This is a genomic window from Klebsiella sp. JN_Kp126, from assembly GCF_033843325.1.
GTDB classification, from domain to species: domain Bacteria; phylum Pseudomonadota; class Gammaproteobacteria; order Enterobacterales; family Enterobacteriaceae; genus Klebsiella; species Klebsiella michiganensis.
Map to the genome: position 1 here is coordinate 1 of NZ_JAWXQV010000063.1, position 22,586 is coordinate 22,586.

General features: G+C 57.8%; 24 protein-coding genes and 4 pseudogenes. 15 read left to right on the plus strand and 13 right to left on the minus strand.

The genetic code is table 11. The annotated features are described in order from the left end of the window. Nucleotides 1-220 precede the first annotated feature (220 nt). Nucleotides 221-296 (minus strand): annotated as a pseudogene (locus SIK97_RS15310) (hypothetical protein); the annotation flags it as partial. A 129-nt stretch (nt 297-425) separates the two neighbouring features. Between SIK97_RS15310 and SIK97_RS15315 the strand changes: the two are divergent. After that, nucleotides 426-1,631, plus strand: coding sequence for an AAA family ATPase (locus SIK97_RS15315; protein ID WP_032445154.1), 1,206 nt, complete (start codon nt 426-428; stop codon nt 1,629-1,631). Then, the gene (locus SIK97_RS15320; RefSeq protein ID WP_000064119.1) at nt 1,631-2,605 is read left to right on the plus strand and encodes a ParB family protein; all 975 of its coding nucleotides are present in this window, start codon (nt 1,631-1,633) and stop codon (nt 2,603-2,605) included. Before SIK97_RS15315 ends, SIK97_RS15320 begins: the two co-directional genes overlap by 1 nt. Nucleotides 2,606-2,686: 81 nt before the next feature. Here the strand turns inward: SIK97_RS15320 and SIK97_RS15325 are convergent, their stop codons facing one another. Both SIK97_RS15325 and umuD read right to left on the minus strand, forming a co-directional pair. After that, nucleotides 2,687-3,958: a Y-family DNA polymerase gene (locus SIK97_RS15325; RefSeq protein WP_032445155.1), complete on the minus strand. Its 1,272-nt coding sequence runs from the start codon at nt 3,956-3,958 to the stop codon at nt 2,687-2,689. After that, nucleotides 3,958-4,389 (minus strand): translesion error-prone DNA polymerase V autoproteolytic subunit, encoded by a 432-nt coding sequence (umuD, locus tag SIK97_RS15330; protein WP_057174230.1) that lies wholly within the window; start codon nt 4,387-4,389, stop codon nt 3,958-3,960. Before umuD ends, SIK97_RS15325 begins: the two co-directional genes overlap by 1 nt. A gap of 135 nt (nt 4,390-4,524) precedes the next feature. Here umuD and SIK97_RS15335 point away from each other — a divergent pair. Then, nucleotides 4,525-5,237 (plus strand): IS1 family transposase gene (locus SIK97_RS15335; RefSeq protein WP_239692906.1). Its coding sequence is split into 2 segments (ribosomal slippage): nt 4,525-4,774 and nt 4,774-5,237, totalling 714 coding nucleotides; the frame shifts between segments, so codons are not numbered across the junction. On the opposite strand, the gene SIK97_RS15340 is transcribed toward SIK97_RS15335, so the two are convergent. The 9 genes and pseudogenes from SIK97_RS15340 to SIK97_RS15380 all read right to left on the minus strand — a co-directional run bounded on the left by SIK97_RS15340 (nt 5,234) and on the right by SIK97_RS15380 (nt 11,606). Then, nucleotides 5,234-5,791, minus strand: a complete 558-nt coding sequence (locus tag SIK97_RS15340; protein WP_003100847.1) for a recombinase family protein — start codon at nt 5,789-5,791, stop codon at nt 5,234-5,236. The genes SIK97_RS15335 and SIK97_RS15340 overlap by 4 nt on opposite strands. Beyond that, a complete protein-coding gene (locus SIK97_RS15345; RefSeq protein WP_003100853.1) occupies nt 5,785-6,156 on the minus strand; it encodes a hypothetical protein in 372 nt (123 codons plus the stop codon). Before SIK97_RS15345 ends, SIK97_RS15340 begins: the two co-directional genes overlap by 7 nt. Beyond that, nucleotides 6,153-6,653, minus strand: coding sequence for a hypothetical protein (locus tag SIK97_RS15350; RefSeq protein ID WP_003100856.1), 501 nt, complete (start codon nt 6,651-6,653; stop codon nt 6,153-6,155). The genes SIK97_RS15345 and SIK97_RS15350 overlap by 4 nt, the downstream gene beginning before the upstream one ends. Continuing rightward, nucleotides 6,650-6,976, minus strand: a complete 327-nt coding sequence (locus SIK97_RS15355) for a hypothetical protein (protein ID WP_006812576.1) — start codon at nt 6,974-6,976, stop codon at nt 6,650-6,652. The genes SIK97_RS15350 and SIK97_RS15355 overlap by 4 nt, the downstream gene beginning before the upstream one ends. 254 nt (nt 6,977-7,230) lie before the next feature. Continuing rightward, entirely contained in the window at nt 7,231-7,587 is a 357-nt protein-coding gene (locus tag SIK97_RS15360) for a cupin domain-containing protein (protein WP_003465043.1), read from the minus strand. Further along, the gene (locus tag SIK97_RS15365) at nt 7,577-7,978 is read right to left on the minus strand and encodes a DUF86 domain-containing protein (protein ID WP_001293886.1); all 402 of its coding nucleotides are present in this window, start codon (nt 7,976-7,978) and stop codon (nt 7,577-7,579) included. Before SIK97_RS15365 ends, SIK97_RS15360 begins: the two co-directional genes overlap by 11 nt. After that, nucleotides 7,975-8,265: a nucleotidyltransferase family protein gene (locus tag SIK97_RS15370; RefSeq protein ID WP_001247892.1), complete on the minus strand. Its 291-nt coding sequence runs from the start codon at nt 8,263-8,265 to the stop codon at nt 7,975-7,977. The genes SIK97_RS15365 and SIK97_RS15370 overlap by 4 nt, the downstream gene beginning before the upstream one ends. 306 nt (nt 8,266-8,571) lie before the next feature. Next, a pseudogene (locus tag SIK97_RS15375) lies at nt 8,572-8,688 on the minus strand (integrase); the annotation flags it as partial. A 32-nt stretch (nt 8,689-8,720) separates the two neighbouring features. Beyond that, nucleotides 8,721-11,606: a Tn3 family transposase gene (locus tag SIK97_RS15380; RefSeq protein WP_001138082.1), complete on the minus strand. Its 2,886-nt coding sequence runs from the start codon at nt 11,604-11,606 to the stop codon at nt 8,721-8,723. A gap of 125 nt (nt 11,607-11,731) precedes the next feature. Here SIK97_RS15380 and SIK97_RS15385 point away from each other — a divergent pair, with 125 nt between their 5' ends. From SIK97_RS15385 to SIK97_RS15395, 3 genes and pseudogenes are all read left to right on the plus strand, one after another. After that, entirely contained in the window at nt 11,732-12,355 is a 624-nt protein-coding gene (locus SIK97_RS15385) for a recombinase family protein (protein WP_000904897.1), read from the plus strand. A gap of 30 nt (nt 12,356-12,385) precedes the next feature. Next, nucleotides 12,386-13,515, plus strand: a protein-coding gene (locus SIK97_RS15390) for an IS3-like element IS1133 family transposase (protein WP_370736931.1) whose coding sequence is annotated in 2 segments (ribosomal slippage) — nt 12,386-12,620 and nt 12,620-13,515 — 1,131 coding nt in all. Because the reading frame shifts where the segments join, the coding sequence is not laid out codon by codon here. A gap of 69 nt (nt 13,516-13,584) precedes the next feature. Then, a pseudogene (locus SIK97_RS15395) lies at nt 13,585-14,235 on the plus strand (IS4-like element ISVsa5 family transposase); the annotation flags it as partial. 112 nt (nt 14,236-14,347) lie between these two features. On the opposite strand, the gene SIK97_RS15400 reads toward SIK97_RS15395, so the two are convergent. Beyond that, a complete protein-coding gene (locus SIK97_RS15400) occupies nt 14,348-14,782 on the minus strand; it encodes a mercury resistance transcriptional regulator MerR (RefSeq protein WP_003131969.1) in 435 nt (144 codons plus the stop codon). A 71-nt stretch (nt 14,783-14,853) separates the two neighbouring features. Here SIK97_RS15400 and merT point away from each other — a divergent pair, with 71 nt between their 5' ends. The 9 genes and pseudogenes from merT to SIK97_RS15445 all read left to right on the plus strand — a co-directional run bounded on the left by merT (nt 14,854) and on the right by SIK97_RS15445 (nt 22,565). Further along, complete coding sequence (gene merT, locus SIK97_RS15405; protein ID WP_003131974.1) at nt 14,854-15,204, plus strand: mercuric ion transporter MerT; 351 nt, start codon at nt 14,854-14,856, stop codon at nt 15,202-15,204. Nucleotides 15,205-15,216: 12 nt separating this feature from the next. After that, a complete protein-coding gene (merP, locus tag SIK97_RS15410; RefSeq protein ID WP_003131987.1) occupies nt 15,217-15,492 on the plus strand; it encodes a mercury resistance system periplasmic binding protein MerP in 276 nt (91 codons plus the stop codon). Nucleotides 15,493-15,563: 71 nt separating this feature from the next. Further along, nucleotides 15,564-17,249 (plus strand): mercury(II) reductase, encoded by a 1,686-nt coding sequence (gene merA, locus SIK97_RS15415; protein WP_047710219.1) that lies wholly within the window; start codon nt 15,564-15,566, stop codon nt 17,247-17,249. Between the two features lie 17 nt (nt 17,250-17,266). Then, a complete protein-coding gene (gene merD / locus SIK97_RS15420; protein WP_000995360.1) occupies nt 17,267-17,632 on the plus strand; it encodes a mercury resistance co-regulator MerD in 366 nt (121 codons plus the stop codon). Further along, nucleotides 17,629-17,865, plus strand: coding sequence for a broad-spectrum mercury transporter MerE (gene merE, locus SIK97_RS15425; RefSeq protein ID WP_003132004.1), 237 nt, complete (start codon nt 17,629-17,631; stop codon nt 17,863-17,865). Before merD ends, merE begins: the two co-directional genes overlap by 4 nt. 35 nt (nt 17,866-17,900) lie before the next feature. After that, a pseudogene (locus SIK97_RS15430) lies at nt 17,901-18,584 on the plus strand (putative bifunctional diguanylate cyclase/phosphodiesterase); the annotation flags it as partial. 63 nt (nt 18,585-18,647) lie between these two features. Beyond that, complete coding sequence (locus SIK97_RS15435) at nt 18,648-18,851, plus strand: DUF3330 domain-containing protein (protein WP_045890798.1); 204 nt, start codon at nt 18,648-18,650, stop codon at nt 18,849-18,851. 183 nt (nt 18,852-19,034) lie between these two features. Continuing rightward, nucleotides 19,035-19,595 carry a recombinase family protein gene (locus tag SIK97_RS15440; protein WP_003117272.1) on the plus strand — a complete coding sequence of 187 codons (561 nt, stop codon included), beginning with the start codon at nt 19,035-19,037 and terminating at the stop codon, nt 19,593-19,595. Nucleotides 19,596-19,598: 3 nt separating this feature from the next. Continuing rightward, nucleotides 19,599-22,565, plus strand: a complete 2,967-nt coding sequence (locus SIK97_RS15445; RefSeq protein ID WP_003117273.1) for a Tn3-like element ISPa40 family transposase — start codon at nt 19,599-19,601, stop codon at nt 22,563-22,565. Nucleotides 22,566-22,586 lie beyond the last annotated feature (21 nt).

A 22,586-nucleotide genomic window follows, 5' to 3' on the forward strand; every position in this document is an offset into this window, starting at 1 on the left:
CAGTCCCGGTCGTCTGCAAAGTTGACCTGTTTCCCACAGTCCGGGCCGTCTGCAAAGTTGACCTGTTTCCCACAGTCCGGGCCGTCCGCGAAGTTGACCTGTTTCCCACAGAGGATGGAAAACTCTTCTTGAGCTGAGCGTAAGAGCTATCTGCCGGAACGGTTCCTCTTCGCTTCCTCGCCAGTTCGCTCGCTACGCTCGGTTACATGGCTGCGGCGAGCGCTGATACCTTTCTCTATACCCTTTTGTACGACTTGTTGTGTGATGGTCATAAGTGCGTCTGCGTGTTGCGGCACTGTGATTGAGTGGCACGCCCGTCGAACTTCTCCCCCCTCCTGTTGAGAGTGAAATCAAAACAATATGATTTTTTGCTTGCAACATGACTCTTTTTGTTCAAAATGACAAAAAACGTCATGAGGTGATAAATGGACAATATTGAGCAGTTACGGAAAGTTGCTACACGTGCAGGTAAGCTTCTAACATCTTTGAGCGAGAGTATCCGCCAGCAAAAAGAGGAATTGAAGCTTACCGAGTTCTATCAGGAATACAGCAAAGCCGCTCTGTATAAGCTGCCTAAGCTCAGTAAAGGCAGTGTTGAGTATGCTGTGGCCGAAATGGAAGCCGGTGGCTACATTTTCAAAAAGAAACCTTCTGGCAATACGATGAAATACGCGATGACGATTCAGAATGTCATCGATCTGTATAACCATCGTAAAGTACCCAAGTACAGGGATCGCTTTGATAAAGCCTTTACGATTTTTGTATGTAATCTTAAAGGTGGTGGTTCCAAGACAGTTTCTACCGCTTCATTATCACATGCTTTTCGAGCTCATCCTCAGCTTCTGTTCGAAGACCTGCGTATTCTGGCCATCGATTTCGATCCGCAGGCATCTCTGACAATGTTCCTGAGCCATGAAAATTCAGTGGGCCTGGTTGAAAATACGGCTGCTCAGGCCATGCTCCAGAACGTGTCTCGTGAAGAATTACTTTCCGATTTTATAGTACCGTCTATTATCCCTGGTGTTGATGTAATCCCCGCTTCCATTGACGATGCATTCCTTGCTGAAGGCTGGAAGGGATTGTGTGAAGAACATCTTCCAGGGAAAAATATTCATGCTGTGCTTAAAGATAACATTATCGATAAGCTCCAGCATGACTACGACTTTATTTTCCTTGATAGTGGTCCTCACCTTGATGCGTTCCTGAAAAACTGTATTGGGGCGGCAGACCTGATGTTGACCCCTCTTCCACCGGCTACGGTTGATTTTCATTCTTCCCTGAAGTTTGTGGCCAGCCTCCCTGCCCTCATAGATTCCATTGAAATGGATGGGCACACCTGCAATCTCATCGGTAATGTCGGCTTCATGTCCAAGATCCTGAACAAGTCTGATCACAAAATTTGCCATAGTCAGGCCAAAGAGGTTTTCGGTGCCGATATGCTAGACATGGTTCTGCCGAGACTGGATGGTTTCGAACGCTGTGGGGAGACTTTTGACACAGTTATTTCAGCAAATCCAGCAACCTATGATGGAAGTACAGAGGCACTAAAAAGCGCAAAATCAGCAGCGGAAGACTTTGCGAAGGCAGTCTTTGATCGCATCGAGTTCATTCGTACTAACGGAGGTATGTGATGTCGAATGAGAAAAGAAAAACCATCGGCAGACAGTTAAATACCCAAGCGTCAATTGCGGAAATGACGGACACCGGTAGAAGCCAGGTATTTACCTTAAAAACCGGCAGGAAGGTAACGTTCAGGTTTGTTCGGGTGCCTGCATCTGAAGTTGAAAGTAAGACCTTCGTAAACCAGGAAAACAACGGAAGAGATCAACTTGCACTGACCAGGGAATCCCTGAAATCCATTATCCAGACGATTAAGTTTCAGCAGTTCTTTCCCTGTATTGGTATTAAGCAAAGTGAAAGGATTGAGATACTGGATGGTTCAAGACGGCGAGCCTCAGCAATTTTTGTCCGTACAGGCCTTGATGTAATGGTTACCGAAGAGCATTTATCAGCTGATGAAGCTCGCCAACTGGCTAAAGATATCCAGACAGCTAAAGAACATAATCTTCGGGAGATTGGCCTGAGATTGATCGCTCTTAAAGAGTCCGGATTTAATCAAAAGGAAATTGCTGAACTGGAGGGGTTATCTCAAGCTAAAGTTACCAGGGCGCTGCAGGCGGCGGCCGTACCGCAAGACTTGATTTCTCTGTTCCCGGTTCAGTCGGAGCTATCGTTTAGTGACTATAAACTTCTTTTAGAAGTTAATGAAAAACTCAGTGAAAAGGGATTAACGCCTGAAGAACTCATTCAGTCTGTATCAGCTCAGCTCGATGCAATTTTGAGTGAAGGCGAGCGACCAGAAGACGAACAGAAAGCCAGTATACTGAAGCTGATTTCTCAGGCATCTCAGGCATTGATAGATCCATCTCCCAAGGAAAAGTCAGTGGTTTCCCCACTCTGGTCTTTTGAAGAAAAGGACAAGTTCGCGCGTAAGCGTGTGAAAGGGCGTACGCTGACTTATGAGTTTAGCCGTATGTCAAAAGTGATTCAGGATGAACTGGACAAGGCTATCAACGAGGTCCTTGACAGAAATTTGAGTCAATAATTTCGCCATGGCGATTTCACATCTAACTTATTGTAATTAGGCAGTTTAGGCTGAGAATTTCAAGGTGAAATCGCCAAAGTTTTACGCCAGTTTCGCTGCAGGAATATCTGACCATCGTGTCGTATAAGCAGGAGAAAGCATCTCCCGTTTCATCTGCCATTCCGGGGCAATACCCCGCCCCGCAAACCATACTTTACCCAGCCCTGAGTTGTTGATCCCGTCCAGAACCTTCATCAGCTCAGCACTGTAAGGGCGTGGCGGGCGTTCGTCGAACAGCTGCAGCTGCGAAACGCCGGAGCCGGTGAAGTCATTCAGCATAACTCCGGCTTTGGCATACCGGTGTCCATCCCTCCAGATACGCTCCAGAGCCGTTGTGGCGGCTGCAATGATGTCCCTGGTGTCCTGAGTGGGTGTAAGAAGTTTTTCCGTAGCCACGTTGCCGTAGTAAGGTTCTTTAACGGCGAACGGAGACGTTTTGATGAAAACGGAAATATGCCGGCAATACTGGTGCTCTTTACGCAGCTTTTCAGAGGCCCGCTCTGCGTGCTGACAGATAGCCTGACGGAGTGACTCGTACTCCGTGATCTTCACGCCAAAACTGCGGCTGCAGACAATTTGCTGTTTCGTCGGAGGGGCTTCCTCAAGCGAAAGGCAGCTTTCCCCGTTCAGTTCACGTACCGTTCGCTCAAGGACCACAGAAAAATTTTTGCGGATGAAGGCCGGGTTCGTCAGGGCGAGATCGAGCGCGGTCTTAATGCCCAGTACATTCAGCTTGCGTGCAATACAGTTACCCACCCCCCAGATTTCTTCAACCGGCTGCAGTGAAAGCAGTTTCCGCGTTCTCTGCGGATTTCCCCTGGTCAGAGCAAGTACGCCACGAAACTGTTTCCACTCTTTTGAGGCCCACTGGGCTGATTTTGCGAGGGTCTTCGTTGGTCCGGCGCCCACGCCAATGGTCAGGTGGGTACAGTCATACACGTGCTGACGCAGCTGCCGGCCGAAGTCCTCAAGCTCCATACAGTGCTCCACGCCGGTCAAATCGAGGAACATCTCATCAATTGAATACTGTTCCACTCTGGGGGCCAGTTCCTCCAGGCTGTTCATCACGCGCGCCGACATCGAGGCATAAAGTTCATAGTTACTTGAAAACGCATATATTTTTTCCGGGTATCTTTCGTTTTTTATCTGAAACCACGGAGTTCCCATTTTGATCCAGCGCTTCGCCTCGGCACTGCGAGCGATTACGTTCCCGTCATTGTTGCTCAGGACGACTATCGGCTTTCCTTTCAAATCCGGTCGGAAAACACGTTCACAGCTGGCATAGAAGCTGTTCACATCGGCCAGGGCAAACATCAGTACATCTCCCTCGGGCGGTGGATGATATGCGTGACGACGCCAAAGATATCCAGCTCATCGGGGTCAGGATAAGTCGGAGACCAGGAGGCATTCATGGGCTGCAGCGTCAGTCGAGGCGTCAGCAGAAGCCGTTTAACCGTAAACTCCCCCTGTATGCTGGCGACAACGATATCGCCGTGCCGCGGCTTTTCAGCACTGTCCACAACCAGCAGATCGCCATTGTACAGACTACCGTCCGCCATGCTGTCTCCGCTGGCACGCAGGTAGTACGTCGCGCTCGGATGCCGTATGCAGTAATCATGGAGATCCAGATCGGACTCGACATAGTCAGCGGCAGGGCTGGGAAAACCGCAGCTGGCCAGATCGGCAAACAATGGATGGGCCTGTGGCGGGTGTTCTTTCCCGGTGCTGAAAAGCTGTAGCTTCATCTTTCCTCCTGATACTCTAATTTTACTGGTTATGCATACAGTATATTTAACAGCGTGACGATAATCCAGATCGCCTGCCGGGTAATGGTGCCAACTTACTGATTTAGTGTACGATGGTGTTTTTGAGGTGCTCCCGTGGCTTCCATCTCCATCAGTTGTCCCTCCTGCTCAGCTACTGAAGGCGTGGTGCGTAACGGTAAAAGTACTGCCGGACATCAGCGCTATCTCTGCTCTCACTGCCGTAAAACATGGCAGCTTCAGTTCACTTACACCGCCTCTCAGCCCGGTACACACCAGAAAATTATTGATATGGCCATGAATGGCGTCGGATGTCGCGCCAGTGCACGCATTATGGGCGTTGGCCTCAACACGATTTTACGACACTTAAAAAACTCAGGCCGCAGTCGGTAAACTCACGCATACAACCGGGCAATGACGTCATTGTTTGCGCTGAAATGGATGAACACTGGGGCTACGTCGGCGCTAAATCACGCCAGCGCTGGCTGTTTTACGCGTATGGCAGGATACGGAGGACGGTTGTGGCGCACGTCTTCGGTGAACGCACTCTGGCCACACTGGAGCGTCTTCTGAGCCTGCTGTCGGCCTTTGAGGTCGTGGTATGGATGACGGATGGCTGGCCGCTGTATGAATCCCGCCTGAAGGGAAAGCTGCACGTAATCAGCAAGCGATATACGCAGCGCATTGAGCGACATAACCTGAATCTGAGGCAGCATCTGGCAAGGCTGGGCAGGAAGTCACTGTCGTTCTCAAAATCGGTGGAGCTGCATGACAAGGTCATCGGGCATTATCTGGGGTCGTCTCAGAAAACGGAAAATAAAGCACGCTAAGCGTGCGTGGAGGCTGGCACCCAGCGGTACAGCGTCGGAATGGACACGCCGAGGTTCTTGGCCACGTCCTTGGGCGGCACCCCGCTGGCCAGCAGCTTCTTGGCCGACTCGATCTTGCTGTCGGTCATCTTCGGCTTGCGGCCGCCTTTGCGGCCGAGCTGCTTGGCGACTTCCAGCCCGGCGCGGGTGCGCTCGACGGTCAGCTCGCGCTCCATTTCGGCAAGGCTCGCCATGACGTGGAAGAAGAACCGCCCGGATGGTGTGCCGGTGTCGATGGAGTCGGTGAGGCTCCTGAACTGGACACCGTGCTTGTGCAGATCGCCGACCAGATCGACCAGTTGCTTGACCGACCGGCCCAGCCGGTCGAGCTTCCAGACGACCAAAGTATCGCCTTCGCGCAGCATTTCGAGCGTCTTGGCCAAGCCAGGCCGGTCTGCCCGCGTGCCACTCACCTTGTCCTCGAAGACCTTTTTACATCCGGCCTTGCTCAAGGCTTCGCGTTGCAGCTCCAGGTTCTGATCCTGCGTCGAGACGCGCGCATAGCCAATCAACATGGCTTGTCTCGCGCCCGGTCGATGCGTTCCTGCATCGCCTGCATCACTTCTTCGTGGGTGTACGATCTGGCGTTGGCGTCGGTGGCTTGCCGCAGGGCTTCCTCAACCTCGCGCGTCATCCGCTCGTAATCCTCCGGCCACAGCGCTTGCTCCATGCGCAGCGACGCCTGACCCAGCAGGTGCAGCAGGCTGAACAGCCGCATGTCGTTGGTGGCGACGATGCGCTCCCGAATCTGCTCCTGAATAGCTTCGCTAGCCCGATGCGCTTGTGGTGTGGCAGTCCCCTCGTAGTCAGCGGGGAATTCCGCTTCCTCGGCAATCCTTGCCCAGGCGCTGGCCAGCGCCTCGATGGTTGACGTGCTCATTTCCGCCGCTCCTGTGCTCTTTGGCGAATCAACCGGCCAAGGGGCCTCGACGCGAAAACCAGCAGCATCACGCCTATCGGATACCAGGTCGAGAAGACCACCAAGGCATCGAAGGCTGGCCGTCCGGTGTTGGTAGGCAGTACGGCGGTCACAGCCATCAACCCGCCGACCGTCCAGATGATGCGCCACACGTAGGGCATCACGCGGGGCACGTAGCCGTCATCGAAAGCGGTCTGGTAGTAGCGGCGCAGGCCGCGCTCGGCAAGCGCCTGGCGCTGCCGCTCCGACAGCGCATCCGTCCGGCCATACCAGCGCCGGAATGGTGGACAGCGCAGCAGCAAAGGGGTGAAGAGGATCATCACCGCCACGATCGCGACACCCCACGCCATGACGGCGCCGGCATCGGGCCGCTTGGCGTTCTCGATCACGGGCGCGAAGACGCCCGGAGCACCGATCATCCAGAACAGCGCAATGTGCTGATGGAAGGAGAGCTTCATTTGCTCATCCACTTGCGCAGCAGGCGCTTTTTCAGGGAGGCGCGTTCTTGCGGGTTGCGTCCCTTGTGATTGGCGATGCGATCCGCCGTGGCGGCCTGGCGCTTGACGGGCCAGTAGGAGCGGCCATCCTTGCCCATCGACCAGACGCTGCTGGCCTGGTTTTCCAGCAGGGGCAGATGGGCGCTCAGGGCTTCGGGCGACGCGCTGGTCAGCGCCGTGCTCTCACGGGTGCGCCAGCGCTGATGCCAGAGCTTCTTGTCCTCGCGCTCGCTGCCGCAGGTCGTGTGCCCGACGATGGGTGTTTTGCGGCGGCTGCGGCTCATAACGTAGTGGTCTCCAAGAACATTCAGGACTGATCCCAGGCGTCGATGGTCAAGACCTGATCGGCAGGACAGGCGGCTACGCGGTCGGGAACTGGATGGTGTTCAGTCTCATGCCGACCCCATTCGATTGATCGCGTCGCTTGCGGCACGCTGCGACGCAAGGAGGTTTGCGACCTGGTTTAGCAGCCGTGTCCGCTGCATGTCTGTTACCTATCTCCCCGACCGCTCATTGGACCAACTCCAGAGATTGGGCTCTATCGCTCAGCCAATACGAAACCGGCATTGGCTGATGCCACAACCGAGACGAACACAAATGGCTCGGTACCTGTATTTCGCGCCCCGTGCACTTGGCCCGGTCTTGCCACGGCTATCTCACCTTCCCTGAGGGCACGAACAATCCCATTGCCCTGAAAGTAATCAGCCATTCCCGACAAAACAGTCCACGTGTCTTGGCCGTGAGGATGAATGTGAGCCGCAATTTCCTGCCCGGGATGGACATGCCAAACCACGATAATTGAGTCTCGGGTTTCAAGCACAACGGAACGAATAGGCTCGCCTTCGGACGGCTGAACATACTCGGCTACAGAAAATATTCTCGATTCAACAGTCATCGGAGATCCCTCTTTCACAGTTGTCGTTACGGTCTTCATCGTCGGCATCCTGACGCACGGCGGGCAATTGCTGGAGCAACGCCGGCAGCCATTCCTGTACCGTCTCCCACACCACATCGAGGTTGATGTCGAAATAGCCGTGAGCCATGCGATTACGCATATTGCGCATGCTGCGCCACGGCACGTCGGCATGCGCCTGGGTGAACTCGACGTAGCCATCCATCACCTTTGTGGCCGCCTCGCCGATGACGATCAGGCTCATGATGACGGCCTGCTGGGTGCGCTTGTCGGCCAAGAAGTCGTCCTTGGCCATCCCTTCCACGAAGCTGCGCGCATCGGTTGCGGCCTGCTGAATGTGGTCGAGGTAATCGGGCAGGCGGTTCTCGCTCATATCGGTTGCGCCTCCGCGAGCACCTTGGCCCGGAACTTCGGCGGCAGGTCGCCGGGAGTCAGCAGATCGACGTCAACGCCGAGCAGCGATTTCAGTTCTTCTTCCAAATCGCCCAAGTCCAACAACGTGGCACCGGGCAGCGCATCGACCAACAGGTCGAGGTCGCTGCCATCCCGGTCGGTGCCATGCAGCACCGAGCCGAAGACGCGCGGGTTCGCGGCGCGAAAGCGGCCTACCGCTTCACGCACTGCGCTTCGCTTCATGTCAAGCACAACAGACGGTCGCATGCGCATCCTTTCTTATCGAAACTCGTTGAGATGATATGCAATCAAGAATAGAATTTCAAGAACTATTTTCGAGAATCGCAATGCCTTGATTCCCGTGCCGCGCCTGTCGTTTTCAGAAGACGGCTGCACTGAACGTCAGAAGCCGACTGCACTATAGCAGCGGAGGGGTTGGATCCATCAGGCAACGACGGGCTGCTGCCGGCCATCAGCGGACGCAGGGAGGACTTTCCGCAACCGGCCGTTCGATGCGGCACCGATGGCCTTCGCGCAGGGGTAGTGAATCCGCCAGGATTGACTTGCGCTGCCCTACCTCTCACTAGTGAGGGGCGGCAGCGCATCAAGCGGTGAGCGCACTCCGGCACCGCCAACTTTCAGCACATGCGTGTAAATCATCGTCGTAGAGACGTCGGAATGGCCGAGCAGGGGTCGTTTGCGGGAGGGGGCGGAATCCTACGCTAAGGCTTTGGCCAGCGATATTCTCCGGTGAGATTGATGTGTTCCCATCCGAGCGGCGAAACATGGGCCAAGAGATCGGGCGATAGCAGCTTTCCATCGCGTTTCTGGTTTGCAACGACCTCGCCGAGCTTCATGGTGTTCCAGAAGATGATGATGGCGGCGAGCAGATTCATGCCGGCGATGCGGTAATGCTGGCCTTCGGCGGAACGGTCGCGGATTTCACCGCGGCGGTGGAAGCTGATTGCCCGCTTCAGCGCATGATGAGCTTCGCCTTTGTTGAGCCCGATCTGGGCACGCCGTTGGAGTTCGGCATCCAGAATCCAGTCGATCATGAACAGGGTGCGCTCGACGCGACCGACTTCCCGCAGGGCTGTCGCGAGCTCGTTCTGCCGCGGATAGGAGGCGAGTTTCCGCAGAATCTGGCTTGGCGCGACGGTCCCGGCAGCAATGGTGGCGGCGATGCGCAGGATGTCGGGCCAATTGCGCTCGATCATGGCTTGGTTGACCTTTCCGCCGATCAACGCTCGCAGGTGCGCCGGGGCGGCCGACGGATTGAACGCGTAGAGCCGTTTGGATGGCAGGTCGCGGATGCGCGGAGCGAACCGGTAGCCGAGAATGGCACATGCGGCAAAGACGTGATCGGTGAAGCCGCCCGTGTCGGTGAACTGCTCGCGGATATGGCGTCCAGCATCGTTCATCAGCAGGCCATCGAGGATGTAAGGCGCTTCGCTTGCCGTTGCAGGAATCACCTGGGTTGCGAACGGCGCATATTGGTCGGAGACGTGGCTATAGGCTTTCAGGCCCGGGGTATTGCCATATTTCGCGTTGACCAGGTTCATGGCCTCACCTTGCTCTGTAGCGACGAAGAACTGTCCGTCGCTCGAAGCCGACGTGCCCATGCCCCAGAACCGGGCCATGGGTAACGCTGCCTGTGCCTCGACCACCATGGCCAGCGCCCGGTCATAGGCTTCGCCCTCGACATGCCACCGTCCAATGCGGATCAATTCCCAGAAGGTGTGGGTGTTTGTCGCATCCGCCATTTTGCGCAAGCCGAGGTTGATCCCTTCCGCCAAGATAACGTTCATTAGCCCGATCCGGTCAGCGCAGGGTGCTCCTGTGCGCAGATGGGTGAACGCTTCGGTGAAGCCGGTCGCCGCATCCACCTCCAGCAGGAGATCGGTGATGCGCGTGGGCGGGATCTGCTTGTAGAGATCGAGCACCAGATCTTCGGCGCCTGTCGGCGCGGCGGCTTCGAGTTTCTCGATATGCAGAACGCCGTTTTCAATCGACCCGCCCGGGATCGTGCCTGCGCGAGCGGCACGGCCAAGCTCGCGCAACCGCATGTCGAGGCGAGCTTGCCGGTCTGCCAGCCATTCCTCCGGCCGCAATGGCACAGCGAGACGACCGCCTTCCGCGATGGATTGTGCCGGAACGAGTGCGTGTTTCAGATCGCCATAGCGCCGGGACCTAGTAAGCCAGACATCTCCGGAGCGGAACGCATCGCGCAGATGGAACAGCACCGCGATCTCCCATAGGCGAGCGTCGCCAGCCCTCTGGGCCCGAAGGTGGCGATGCCATTTCGAGCTGGGCCGCAAGAAGCTGGTCATCGCGGCATCGTTCAAACCGGTACGAAGGGCCGTCACCGCTTCCAGAAGCGGCAGTGCAACGGGCGCAGCTCGCAGATCGAGCAGGCGCAACATGCGTGGAGCGTATCGGCGGAAGCGGTGATAACCGTCGAGCACATGATTGAGCGGATCGTCGGCCATGGTGGCGGTCAGCCTGGTTGCCATTGCAACAAGGGTTTTTAAGCCGTCCCACCCTGACCCACTCGCGATGACATCGCCCAGCGGCTGGCCATCATCCTGTGCATCGACCAGGGCGCCCCCGATCTCGGCGAAGGATTTCAGGGTGTCACGCACCACCCCCGCTTCGTCTGCGACCTTTGCATGGCAAATACGCTCCGAAGCACGGTAGAGACGGCCGACGATCCGGTCGTGGGTTTCGACCACTGCGTCGGCCAACATCGCCTGCCATTCCGAGACGCAAACAGCCAAGATCGCAAGCCGCCTGTCCTCCGGGAGATCGCGCATGCCGTCGGCATAATACCGTTCACCCTGCCTGCGCAGACGAGTCACCCGATGGGCAGGAACGCCGGCAAGCAGATCCTCGGGGAGATCGATGCGTTGCAGATATTCGAGCCGGTCGAGCAGCCGGTTGGCCGACGAAGAGTTCGAGCCAGGCTCGAACTGGCGCAGCCACACAAAACGGGTCACCCGATCATCAGCCGTCTCCTCGAGCAATGCCAGCAACTGTTCTCGGATCGACATAGGCAGCCGACTGGCGATCCTCGTCTCGATGCGTCGCTCGGCATCGACGAGAGCCGCGGCACAAAGCCGCTCGATCGTGGATGTCGCGGGAAGGACAGTGCGGGTGCGTCGGCACTCGGCTACGAAGCGACGGGCGATATCCTCGTTCGACACCGCCATCTCGGCTTCTCGGAACAACCATTCCTTCAGCTCGCTCGCACCACGTCCGGAGAAGGTGCGGAAGCCGTAGAGCCCCCGTAACTCGGCAAGATGCTCGTGCCGTGTTTCCTCGCGGGCAGCATAGTCTACGAGATCGTCGGCACCCAGGCCAAGCTGCGCTCCGATAAATTCGATGACCTCTGCAGGGATCAGTTCGCCTGGAGCCAGCACCCGGCCGGGATAGCGCAGGACACACAATTGCAGGGCGAAGCCGAACCTGTTGTGAGCGCGCCGACGCAGCCTGATATGCCCAAGGTCTTCATCACTCAGCGTATAGTGCTTGAGCAAATCCGTCTGTGAAGTCGGCAAGCGCAACAGCGCGTCTTTCTGCCGATCGGTTAGAGTGACGCGACGCGGCATACATGTTCCTTTTTCAAAATCTGATAGCGTTCAAGACGCTTTGTTTATGAAGCTGGTTGAGATACATTTCCAGAGGTCAATGCAATCGTGGCCGAAGCGCCGCCTCAAACCAACGTTTGTGATACATGCTGATCGGATATGCCCGCGTCTCCAAAGCCGATGGCTCGCAGTCTCTCGACCTGCAGCACGACGCCTTGCGCGCCGCAGGTGTCGAACGGGACAATATCTATGATGATCTTGCTTCCGGCGGTCGTGATGATCGCCCTGGCTTGACTGCCTGCCTCAAGTCATTGCGTGACGGCGATGTGCTGGTGGTCTGGAAGCTCGATCGCCTCGGACGATCGCTTGCCCATCTGGTCAACACGGTGAAGGAGCTGTCAGACCGCAAGATCGGCCTGCGGGTTCTGACTGGAAAGGGCGCTCAGATCGACACCACGACTGCGTCCGGTCGCATGGTGTTCGGAATCTTCGCCACCTTGGCCGAGTTCGAGCGGGATCTGATCCGAGAGCGCACCATGGCGGGTCTCGCCTCCGCGAGAGCGCGCGGTCGCAAGGGCGGACGAAAATTCGCGCTCACCAAAGCTCAGGTGCGTCTCGCGCAAGCCGCCATGGCCCAGCGCGATACTTCAGTTTCCGATCTCTGCAAGGAACTCGGCATCGAGCGCGTCACTCTCTACCGATATGTCGGTCCCAAAGGCGAGCTCAGAGACCATGGTGGTCTTGCCTCGGTTTCGTTCCGGTCTTTTTGAGAGCATTATTTGTTATCAAGGAGACCATATATGTCATTAAAGCATAGTGATGAATTTAAGCGTGATGCAGTTCGCATAGCACTCACTAGTGGCTTAACACGCCGTCAAGTTGCGTCAGATTTAAGTATTGGGCTTTCCACGCTTGGGAAATGGATCGCATCAATTTCCGATGAAACTAAAATTCCTACCCAAGACACTGATCTTCTGCGTGAGAATGAACGTTTACGCAAAGAGAACCGTATCCTTCGGGAGGAGAGGGAGATATTAAAAAAGGCAGCAATATTTTTCGCAGTACAAAAGCTGTGAGATTTCAGTTTATTACGGATTACCGTGGCTCTCTCTCACGTTCACGCATATGTCGTTTGATGGGCGTAACAGATCGTGGTTTACGCGCATGGAAACGCCGTCCTCCATCACTGCGCCAGCGTCGTGATCTTATACTTCTAGCGCATATACGTGAGCAGCATCGGTTGTGTTTGGGGAGCTATGGTAGGCCGCGTATGACAGAAGAGTTGAAAGCGCTGGGCCTGCAGGTTGGGCAGCGTCGGGTTGGACGTTTGATGCGCCAGAATAACATTACAGTTGTTCGAACGCGTAAATTCAAACGGACAACGGATAGTCATCATACCTTCAACATTGCACCGAACCTATTAAAACAAGACTTTAGCGCAAGCGCACCCAACCAGAAATGGGCAGGCGATATCACTTATGTTTGGACCAGAGAAGGATGGGTCTATCTTGCTGTTATCCTTGACCTGTATTCCCGTCGCGTGATTGGCTGGGCAACAGGTGATCGATTAAAGCAGGATCTTGCATTAAGGGCACTGAATATGGCGTTGGCTTTACGCAAACCACCACCGGGTTGTATTCAACACACAGACCGTGGGAGCCAATATTGCGCTCATGAATATCAAAAGCTACTGCTCAAACATCAATTGCTGCCGTCCATGAGCGGGAAAGGCAATTGTTTTGATAACTCCGCAGTAGAAAGCTTCTTTAAATCATTAAAGGCTGAGTTGATTTGGCGCAGACACTGGCAAACAAGGCGAGATATTGAGATTGCAATCTTCGAATATATAAATGGCTTTTATAATCCACGCCGAAGACATTCAACACTCGGCTCTGATGAATCCCCTAATGATTTTGGTAAAAATCATTAAGTTAAGGTGGATACACATCTTGTCATATGATCAAATGGTTTCGCGAAAAATCAATAATCAGACAACAAGATGTGCGAACTCGATATTTTACACGACTCTCTTTACCAATTCTGCCCCGAATTACACTTAAAACGACTCAACAGCTTAACGTTGGCTTGCCACGCATTACTTGACTGTAAAACTCTCACTCTTACCGAACTTGGCCGTAACCTGCCAACCAAAGCGAGAACAAAACATAACATCAAACGAATCGACCGATTGTTAGGTAATCGTCACCTCCACAAAGAGCGACTCGCTGTATACCGTTGGCATGCTAGCTTTATCTGTTCGGGCAATACGATGCCCATTGTACTTGTTGACTGGTCTGATATTCGTGAGCAAAAACGACTTATGGTATTGCGAGCTTCAGTCGCACTACACGGTCGTTCTGTTACTCTTTATGAGAAAGCGTTCCCGCTTTCAGAGCAATGTTCAAAGAAAGCTCATGACCAATTTCTAGCCGACCTTGCGAGCATTCTACCGAGTAACACCACACCGCTCATTGTCAGTGATGCTGGCTTTAAAGTGCCATGGTATAAATCCGTTGAGAAGCTGGGTTGGTACTGGTTAAGTCGAGTAAGAGGAAAAGTACAATATGCAGACCTAGGAGCGGAAAACTGGAAACCTATCAGCAACTTACATGATATGTCATCTAGTCACTCAAAGACTTTAGGCTATAAGGGGGAACCGCAGAATTCGGAAAAAATCGTACGCTAAGCTAACGGTGTTCTCGTGACAGCTCTTTGACTAGGCTTTCTAAGGGGTCGTCTCAGAAAACGGAAAATAAAGCACGCTAAGGCATAGCCGAACCTGCCAAGCTTGCTCCACCCTGTAGTGACGCGATCAGCGGGCAGGAAACGTTCCCCCTTCGCGCATGGCAGGCGCACACCAACTCAGACAGCACGGCCTCCATGCGCGCCAGGTCAGCCATTTTCTCGCGCACGTCCTTGAGCTTGTGCTCGGCCAGACTGCTGGCTTCCTCGCAATGGGTGCCATCCTCCAGCCGCAGCAGCTCGGCGATCTCATCCAGGCTGAAGCCCAGCCGCTGGGCTGATTTCACGAAGCGCACCCGCGTTACATCCGCCTCGCCATAGCGGCGGATGCTGCCATAGGGCTTGTCAGGCTCCAGCAACAAGCCCTTGCGCTGATAGAAACGGATGGTCTCCACATTGACCCCGGCCGCCTTGGCGAAAACGCCAATGGTCAGGTTCTCCAAATTGTTTTCCATATCGCTTGACTCCGTACATGAGTACGGAAGTAAGGTTACGCTATCCAATTTCAATTCGAAAGGACAAGCGCATGTCTGAACCAAAAACCGGGCGCGGCGCGCTCTTCACTGGAGGGCTTGCCGCCATCCTCGCCTCGGCTTGCTGCCTCGGGCCGTTGGTTCTGATCGCCTTGGGGTTCAGCGGCGCTTGGATCGGCAACTTGGCGGTGTTGGAACCCTATCGCCCCATCTTTATCGGCGTGGCGCTGGTGGCGTTGTTCTTCGCCTGGCGGCGCATCTACCGGCAGGCAGCGGCCTGCAAACCGGGTGAGGTCTGCGCGATTCCCCAAGTGCGAGCTACTTACAAGCTCATTTTCTGGATCGTGGCCGCGCTGGTTCTGGTCGCGCTCGGATTTCCCTACGTCATGCCATTTTTCTACTGATCGGAGTTCACCATGAAGAAACTGTTTGCCTCCCTCGCCCTCGCCGCCGTTGTTGCCCCCGTCTGGGCCGCCACCCAGACCGTCACGCTGTCCGTACCGGGCATGACCTGCTCCGCCTGCCCGATCACTGTCAAGAAGGCGATTTCCAAGGTCGAAGGCGTCAGCAAAGTTGACGTGACTTTCGAGACACGCCAAGCGGTCGTCACCTTCGACGATGCCAAGACCAGCGTGCAGAAGCTGACCAAGGCAACCGCAGACGCGGGCTATCCGTCCAGCGTCAAGCAGTGAGTCACTGAAAACGGCACCGCAGCACAACGGACGTCATTGTCTGGCGCCACAAACGATAAAGGATCTGTTGCATGACCCATCTAAAAATCACCGGCATGACTTGCGACTCGTGCGCGGCGCACGTCAAGGAAGCGCTGGAAAAAGTGCCAGGCGTGCAGTCGGCGCTGGTGTCCTATCCGAAGGGCACAGCGCAACTCGCCATCGTGCCGGGCACATCGCCGGACGCGCTGACTGCCGCCGTGGCCGGACTGGGCTACAAGGCAACGCTAGCCGATGCGCCACTGGCGGACAACCGCGTCGGACTGCTCGACAAGGTGCGGGGATGGATGGCCGCCGCCGAAAAGCACAGTGGCAACGAGCCCCCGGTGCAGGTAGCGGTCATTGGCAGCGGTGGAGCCGCGATGGCGGCGGCGCTGAAGGCCGTCGAGCAAGGCGCGCAGGTCACGCTGATCGAGCGCGGCACCATCGGCGGCACCTGCGTCAATGTCGGCTGTGTGCCGTCCAAGATCATGATCCGCGCCGCCCACATCGCCCATCTGCGCCGGGAAAGCCCGTTCGATGGCGGTATTGCGGCAACTGTGCCTACGATTGACCGCAGTAAGCTGCTGGCCCAGCAGCAGGCCCGCGTCGACGAACTGCGGCACGCCAAGTACGAAGGCATCCTGGGCGGTAATCCGGCCATCACCGTTGTGCACGGTGAGGCGCGCTTCAAGGACGACCAGAGCCTTACCGTCCGTTTGAACGAGGGTGGCGAGCGCGTCGTGATGTTCGACCGCTGCCTGGTCGCCACGGGTGCCAGCCCGGCGGTCCCGCCGATTCCGGGCTTGAAAGAGTCACCCTACTGGACTTCCACCGAGGCCCTGGCGAGCGACACCATTCCCGAACGCCTTGCCGTAATCGGCTCGTCGGTGGTGGCGCTGGAGCTGGCGCAAGCCTTTGCCCGGCTGGGCAGCAAGGTCACGGTCCTGGCGCGCAATACCTTGTTCTTCCGTGAAGACCCGGCCATCGGCGAGGCGGTGACAGCCGCTTTCCGTGCCGAGGGCATCGAGGTGCTGGAGCACACGCAAGCCAGCCAGGTCGCCCATATGGACGGTGAATTCGTGCTGACCACCACGCACGGTGAATTGCGCGCCGACAAACTGCTGGTTGCCACCGGTCGGACACCGAACACGCGCAGCCTCGCGCTGGACGCAGCGGGGGTCACTGTCAATGCGCAAGGTGCCATCGTCATCGACCAAGGCATGCGCACGAGCAACCCGAACATCTACGCGGCCGGCGACTGCACCGACCAGCCGCAGTTCGTCTATGTGGCGGCAGCGGCCGGCACCCGTGCCGCGATCAACATGACCGGCGGCGATGCGGCGCTCGACCTGACCGCAATGCCGGCCGTGGTGTTCACCGATCCGCAAGTGGCGACCGTGGGCTACAGCGAGGCGGAAGCCCACCACGACGGGATCGAGACCGACAGCCGCACCTTGACCTTGGACAACGTGCCGCGTGCGCTCGCCAACTTCGACACACGCGGCTTCATCAAGTTGGTTATCGAGGAAGGCAGCCATCGGCTGATCGGCGTACAGGCGGTCGCGCCGGAAGCGGGTGAACTGATCCAGACGGCGGCTCTGGCCATTCGCAACCGCATGACGGTGCAGGAACTGGCCGACCAGTTGTCCCCCTACCTGACGATGGTCGAGGGGTTGAAGCTCGCGGCGCAGACCTTCAACAAGGATGTGAAGCAGCTTTCCTGCTGCGCCGGGTGAGAAAAAGGAGGTGTTCAATGAACGCCTACACGGTGTCCCGGCTGGCTCTTGATGCCGGGGTGAGCGTGCATATCGTGCGCGACTACCTGCTGCGCGGATTGCTGCGCCCGGTGGCGTGCACACCAGGCGGCTACGGCTTGTTCGATGACGCCGCCTTGCAACGGCTGTGCTTCGTGCGGGCGGCCTTCGAGGCGGGCATCGGCCTCGACGCGCTGGCGCGGCTGTGCCGGGCGCTGGATGCGGCGGACGGCGACGAAGCGGCCGCGCAGCTTGCCCTGCTGCGTCAGTTCGTCGAGCGTCGGCGCGAAGCGTTGGCCGATCTGGAAGTGCAGTTGGCCACCCTGCCGACCGAGCCGGCACAGCACGCGGAGAGTCTGCCATGAACAACCCCGAGCGCTTGCCGTCCGAGACGCACAAACCGATCACCGGCTACCTGTGGGGCGGACTGGCTGTGCTGACTTGCCCCTGCCACCTGCCCATCCTCGCTGTCGTGCTGGCCGGCACAACCGCCGGTGCTTTCCTCGGCGAGCATTGGGTCATCGCGGCGCTCGGTTTGACCGGCCTGTTCCTTCTGTCCCTGTCGCGGGCGTTGCGGGCATTCAGGGAAAGAGAATGAGCGCTTTCCGGCCGGATGGATGGACGACGCCGGAACTGGCCCAAGCGGTCGAGCGCGGGCAGCTTGAACTGCACTACCAGCCCGTCGTCGATCTGCGCAGTGGTGGGATTGTCGGCGCGGAAGCCCTGTTGCGCTGGCGTCATCCGACGCTTGGACTATTGCCACCGGGCCAGTTCCTGCCCGTGGTCGAATCGTCCGGCCTGATGCCTGAAATCGGCGCTTGGGTGCTGGGCGAAGCCTGCCGCCAGATGCGTGACTGGCGAATGCTGGCATGGCGACCGTTCCGGCTGGCCGTCAATGTTTCGGCGAGCCAAGTGGGACCGGACTTCGACGGGTGGGTAAAGGGCGTGCTGGCTGATGCCGAGTTGCCCGCCGAGTATCTCGAAATCGAGCTGACCGAATCGGTCGCGTTTGGTGATCCGGCGATCTTCCCCGCCCTGGACGCCTTGCGGCAGATCGGTGTGCGCTTCGCCGCCGATGACTTCGGGACGGGGTATTCCTGTCTGCAACATCTGAAGTGCTGCCCAATCAGCACGCTCAAGATCGACCAATCGTTTGTCGCCGGGCTCGCCAACGACCGCCGCGACCAAACCATCGTGCACACCGTGATTCAGCTTGCGCACGGGCTGGGCATGGATGTGGTGGCTGAAGGCGTGGAAACATCGGCGAGTCTTGATCTATTGCGACAAGCGGACTGCGACACAGGACAAGGCTTCCTGTTCGCGAAGCCAATGCCGGCGGCGGCATTCGCCGTCTTCGTCAGTCAATGGAGGGGTGCCACCATGAATGCAAGTGACTCGACCACCACCAGTTGCTGCGTGTGCTGCAAGGAAATCCCGCTCGATGCCGCCTTCACCCCGGAAGGCGCGGAATACGTCGAGCACTTCTGCGGGTTGGAGTGTTATCAACGCTTCGAAGCGCGTGCCAAGACAGGGAACGAAACCGATGCCGATCCGAACGCCTGCGACTCGCTACCGTCAGATTGAGGCATACCCTAACTGGATGTCAGGAATGGCCACGCTGCGCCGTCAGAATAGAGTCTGCTTTCACATTCTTTGACACATGCTTGCCAAGGTCATAGATTCCAACCTGACAAATTCAAGGCTTAGGGCGCAATGGAACCAAAAACCAACGTAAGCCCTACCGCCCATCCAGCCTATGGAGGCATCTTGCAGGGACAACGCATCGGTTACGTTCGGGTCAGCAGTTACGACCAGAACCCGGAACGCCAACTTGAGCAGGTCGAGATCGGCAAGCTGTTCACCGACAAGGCCTCGGGCAAGGACACCCAGCGCCCGCAGCTGGAAGCCATGCTCGGATTCGTCCGCGAAGGCGATACCGTGGTGGTGCACAGCATGGATCGCCTGGCGCGCAACCTCGACGATCTGCGCCGTCTGGTGCAAAGGCTGACCAAGCGCGGCGTGCGCATCGAGTTCTTGAAGGAGGGGTTGGTGTTCACCGGCGAGGACTCGCCCATGGCCAACCTCATGTTGTCGGTCATGGGGGCCTTTGCCGAGTTCGAGCGCGCCCTGATCCGCGAGCGGCAGCGCGAGGGCATCGCCCTGGCCAAGCAGCGCGGTGCTTACCGGGGCCGCAAGAAAGCTCTCTCCGACGATCAAGCCATCACGTTGCGGCAGCGGGCCGCTGCCGGCGAGCCGAAGGCTCAGCTCGCACGCGAGTTCGGCATCAGCCGTGAAACCCTCTACCAGTACCTTCGCACGGACGACTGAACCATGCCGCGTCGCTCGATTCTCTCGGCTACGGAGCGCGACACCCTGCTTGCGCTGCCAGAAAGCCAGGATGACCTGATCCGCTACTACACCTTCAACGACTCCGACCTATCCCTGATCCGTCAACGGCGGGGCGATGGCAACCGCCTCGGCTTCGCCGTGCAGCTCTGCCTGCTGCGCTACCCTGGTTATGCGCTGGGCAACGACACGGCGCTACCCGAGCCCGTGATCCAGTGGGTGGCCAAGCAAGTCCAAGCCGACCCCGCGAGTTGGGCGAAGTACGGTGAGCGCGACGTGACCCGCCGCGAGCACGCTCTGGAACTGCGCACCTACCTGCAACTGGCCCCGTTCGGTCTGTCGGACTTCCGCGCCCTGGTGCGCGAGTTGACCGAGCTGGCCCAGCAGACCGACAAGGGCTTGCTGCTGGCCGGGCAGGCGCTGGAGAGCTTGCGCCAGAAGCGGCGCATCCTGCCGACGCTGAGCGTTATTGACCGGGCGTGTTCGGAGGCCATTGCACGCGCCAATCGGCGGGTCTATCGCGCCCTGATCGAGCCGTTGAACCCATCGCATCACGCCAAGCTCGACGAACTGCTCACCATTAAGGCCGGCAGCAACAGCACTTGGTTGACCTGGTTGCGGCAATCACCGCTGAAGCCGAACTCGCGGCACATGATCGAGCACATCGAGCGGCTGAAGATTTTCCAACTGGTGGGCCTTCCCGACAGCCTCGGCCGGCACATCCACCAGAACCGATTGCTGAAGCTCGCCCGCGAGGGCGGGCAGATGACGCCACAAGACCTCGGCAAGTTCGAACCGGAGAGGCGCTATGCCACGCTGGTCGCCGTGGTACTGGAAAGCACCGCGACCGTGATCGATGAACTGGTTGATCTGCACGACCGCATCCTGGTCAAGCTGTTCAGTGGCGCGAAACACAAGCATCAGCAGCAGTTCCAGAAGCAGGGCAAAGCGATCAATGACAAGGTGCGCCTGTACTCGAAGATCGGCCAGGCCCTGCTGGACGCTAAAGAGTCCGGTGACGATCCGTTCGCCGCCATCGAGGCGGTCATTCCCTGGGACGAGTTCACCCAGAGTGTCACTGAGGCCGAGCTGCTGGCCCGGCCGGAAGCCTTCGACCACCTGCACCTGGTCAGCGAGAACTTCGCTACGCTACGCCGCTACACCCCAGCCTTTCTGGAGGTGCTTCAGCTCCGAGCCGCGACGGCAGCGCAAGCCGTGCTGGATGCCGTTCAGACCCTACGCGAGATGAATGCCGATAATCTGCGCAAGGTGCCCTCCGACGCACCGACCGCCTTCATCAAGCCGCGCTGGAAACCGCTGGTGATCACCCCGGAAGGCATCGACCGGCGCTTCTACGAAATCTGCGCCTTGTCCGAGTTGAAGAACGCGCTGCGCTCCGGCGACATCTGGGTCAAAGGCTCGCGGCAGTTCCGCGACTTCGATGACTACCTACTGCCTCCCGAGAAATTCGCCGCACTCAAGCGGGAACAGGCGCTGCCACTCGCGATCAACCCGAACAGCGACCAGTACCTGGAAGAGCGTTTGCAGCTGCTGGACGAGCAGCTGGCCACTGTCACCCGACTGGCAAAGGACAACGAACTACCCGATGCCATCCTCACCGAGTCCGGGCTAAAAATCACCCCGCTGGATTCCGCGGTGCCCAACACCGCGCAGGCGCTGATCGACCAGACCAGCCAGCTACTGCCGCGCATCAAGATCACCGAGCTGCTGATGGATGTGGATGAATGGACGGGCTTCACCCGCCACTTCACGCACCTGAAGGATGGCGCACAGGCGAAAGACCGGACGCTACTGCTAACGGCGATCCTGGGCGATGCCATCAACCTCGGCCTGACCAAAATGGCCGAGTCGAGTCCGGGCATGACCTACGCCAAGCTGTCCTGGTTGCAAGCCTGGCACATCCGTGACGAAACCTACTCGACGGCCCTGGCCGAGCTGGTCAACAGCCAGTTCCGGCATGCCTTCGCCGCCAACTGGGGTGACGGCACCACCTCATCCTCCGATGGCCAGCGTTTCCGTGCCGGCGGTAAAGGCGAGAGCACCGGCCACGTCAACCCGAAGTACGGTAGCGAGCCAGGACGGCTGTTCTACACCCACATCTCTGACCAGTACGCGCCGTTCAGCACCCGCGTGGTGAATGTAGGCGTGCGTGATTCCACCTACGTGCTCGACGGTCTGCTGTACCACGAGTCCGATCTGCGGATCGAGGAGCACTACACCGACACCGCTGGCTTCACCGATCACGTCTTCGCCCTGATGCACCTGCTGGGCTTCCGCTTCGCGCCGCGCATCCGCGACCTCGGTGAAACCAAGTTGTATGTGCCCAATAGCGTCCAAGACTACCCGACGCTGCGTCCAATGCTCGGCGGAACCCTGAACATCAAGCACGTCTGCGCTCACTGGGACGAGATTCTGCGGCTGGCCGCGTCGATCAAGCAGGGCACCGTCACCGCATCGCTGATGCTGCGCAAGCTTGGCAGCTACCCGCGCCAGAACGGCCTGGCCGTGGCTCTGCGCGAGCTGGGTCGGATCGAGCGCACGCTGTTCATCCTCGATTGGCTGCAAAGCGTGGAACTGCGTCGCCGCGTGCATGCCGGATTGAACAAGGGCGAGGCGCGTAACTCCCTGGCCAGGGCGGTGTTCTTCAACCGCCTCGGCGAGATCAGGGATCGGAGTTTCGAGCAGCAGCGCTACCGGGCCAGCGGCCTCAACCTGGTGACGGCCGCCATCGTGTTGTGGAACACCGTGTACTTGGAGCGCGCGACCCAGGCCCGAGAAGAGGCAGGCAAGCCAGTTAATCCTGAGTTACTGCAATACCTTTCGCCATTGGGCTGGGAGCACATCAACCTGACCGGCGATTACGTTTGGCGGCAAAGCCGCAAGCTGGAAGACGGGAAATTCAGGCCGCTGCGGCAGCTCGGAAAACCTTAGCGTACGATTTTTTCCGAGTTC